Annotated in this window: 2 protein-coding genes; both read right to left on the reverse strand. The window is 32.7% G+C overall.

Annotation, left to right across the window (positions count from 1 at the left end; all coding sequences use genetic code 11):
- Positions 1-1046 (reverse strand): IS4 family transposase (locus CN326_RS23500; protein WP_098311354.1); only part of this gene is annotated, 1046 nt, incomplete at its 3' end.
- Positions 1047-1157: 111 nt separating this feature from the next.
- The gene (locus CN326_RS23505) at positions 1158-1784 is read right to left on the reverse strand and encodes a LysE family translocator (protein WP_097807714.1); all 627 of its coding nucleotides are present in this window, start codon (positions 1782-1784) and stop codon (positions 1158-1160) included.
- Positions 1785-2294: the final 510 nt, after the last annotated feature.

Here is a 2294-nt window from a genome sequence, read left to right on the forward strand (position 1 = left end):
ATCTCTATTTGCCAACGTAGAGAGTAAATCTCGTGAACATGTTCCATCGGAACAATTTCCCATGGGATGTTGGTAATATAAACATTGATTTCTGTTAAACGTTTACTTTTTTCAGAGTATGTAACCCCTTTTTTCTTTTCAACATAAGTTTGCTGTTTCCTACGTTTATGAACTTGAGTTGATGTGAGTCTGTATATTACAACTCGTGAGGGTAATTTTTGTTGTCCAACATAGGCATTTCGAATTTCATAAGTATCTCCTGGTTTTATCTGATGCATGATATGTTCAAGGTCAAGTAAAGCATATAAAGATTGCTTTTTTACTGTCCCATCTCGAAAGAATTCTGGAGATTCATTTTTCACATATACTCTATTATTTAATTTCAACCGTGAAACATAGAACACCCCTCGTTGATCCATCTGGTCTAAATCTTTTAGAGAAAAGTATCCTAAATCTCGAATACATAAATCTCCTGGTCGTAAAGTATCCAAACATTCTGTACCAAAGGTTTTATCATTATTTTTACCTGGTTCCATTTGAAAATTGAGGAATTTTCCACTATGTAAATCATACTCTAGCTGAATCTTAATACCGGCTGTTTGTGCACATCCTCCTGAACCAGGATAAATAGGAGCCAAATGATTGGGTACTTGAAAAATAGTAGCATCTAAAATACGTATACGTTGAAAATAAGAAGTATATTGGTTTTGGATTTGAGACGAATCGTTTAGTTGGCTTTTGACTAAAAGAGAGAATATACGCTGTAGAAATAAAACAGCACATCGGTTAAAACGTTGATTAAGTCCTTCTGGACTCATAAGTGTAGCTGTATTTGCATAAAGCTGGCTACATAATCGAGTAAGAGAATCGCTTGCTACATGTCGACTGATCCAAATACATAAAGCAGCCATATCTCGTGCGCCATACTTACTTTTACGTTTTACAAAACCTGTCTCCTGTGCGAGTTGTTGGAAGATATGTGGAGATAGATATCGCTGTAGTTCTTCAGCGAATAAATGAAACTCATCTTGAATCGATAGATTCATACAAAAACGCCATCCTTTCTGTATATTTCTACAAAAAGAATAGCGTTTTTTTCGTTTTATGGATACAATTTTTTAGCTTGATGGATGTGTGGCTGTACCCCTATTACATATTTATTTTTGGAAAAATAGCCTAACTCCAAATACTAATAATACTGTGCCAGTAATACCCTCTATTGTACGATTCACCTTTTCTTTTCTTAAAAAAGTTCTTAATTGACGTATTAGAGAGATATAAAGTAGATACCATATTGCTGTCAAAGTCGTAAATGTGAGTCCCAACAAAAGAAATTGGAAGAAATGACTTTGATTACTCACAATAAATTGGGGTAGAAAACTAAGGAAAAATACAGCCGTTTTTGGGTTTAAGATTGCCGTGGTAAATCCTTGTCTAAAACTTTTAACAGTTCCAATATCCTTAGAGTTTATTTCCACTGAACCTGACATATCTTCTTTTTTAGAAAAGGCATTTTTAATTGACTTTACAGCTAAATAAATTAAATAAAATGCCCCAGCATATTTTATTAATGTAAATAGCATAGCAAATTTCATTAAGATAGCAGAGAGTCCTAGTGTAGCCATTATTGTATGAATCATCATTCCAGATACCGTTCCTAAGACGGTCTTTATCCCACCATTTCTACCATGAGAGATAGTGTTTTTTGTAACTAAAGCAAAACCGGGACCAGGCATCATTATAATAAGGAGTGCTGTAAGGATAAATAGTAAATAATTTTCCATGTTCTGGTATTTCCTTTCTGATTTTTAGTTTCGCTTATAGTATAGCTTTTTTCCTTAAAACATTAAATATAAAAAGTGTGATCAGGATAGTATCATAAACTTTCAAGGTGTTGTAATTGAATTATAGAGGGCTTCACTTGAATAATGTTCTTCTGTAAATGAGCGTTTTAATGGAATACCAATTACATAAATAATCAGATTTTTGTATGAAAGGATAACTCAATTAAATAAATTAAGAGCGTTTTTTAATCACTTTTTCTCGGAACACTCTTAATTTTCTTCCGTTTATCGAGGGTATTAGTATCAACTTGACCAAACATTATCCAAAAACTACATTGATAAAACACACAGCAAAGCTATGCATACATTTTCTTTAGACAATTAGCTAACTATCATCTAAGCTGTAATTTTATGAAAATATAATAGCTGATTTCAAACGTAATTGGAAATAAACGTAAGTCTATGACCTATTTTTACACGTATCTCGGCTATACCCCCTAAAAAGAAAAA

The sequence above is a fragment of the Bacillus sp. AFS018417 genome (assembly GCF_002560985.1).
GTDB lineage: Bacteria > Bacillota > Bacilli > Bacillales > Bacillaceae_G > Bacillus_A > Bacillus_A rhizoplanae.

Coding starts and splice junctions, on each gene's coding strand:
- CN326_RS23505 (WP_097807714.1), bottom strand. CDS start 1,784: ATGGAAAATTATTTACTATTTATCCTTACAGCACTCCTTATTATAATG.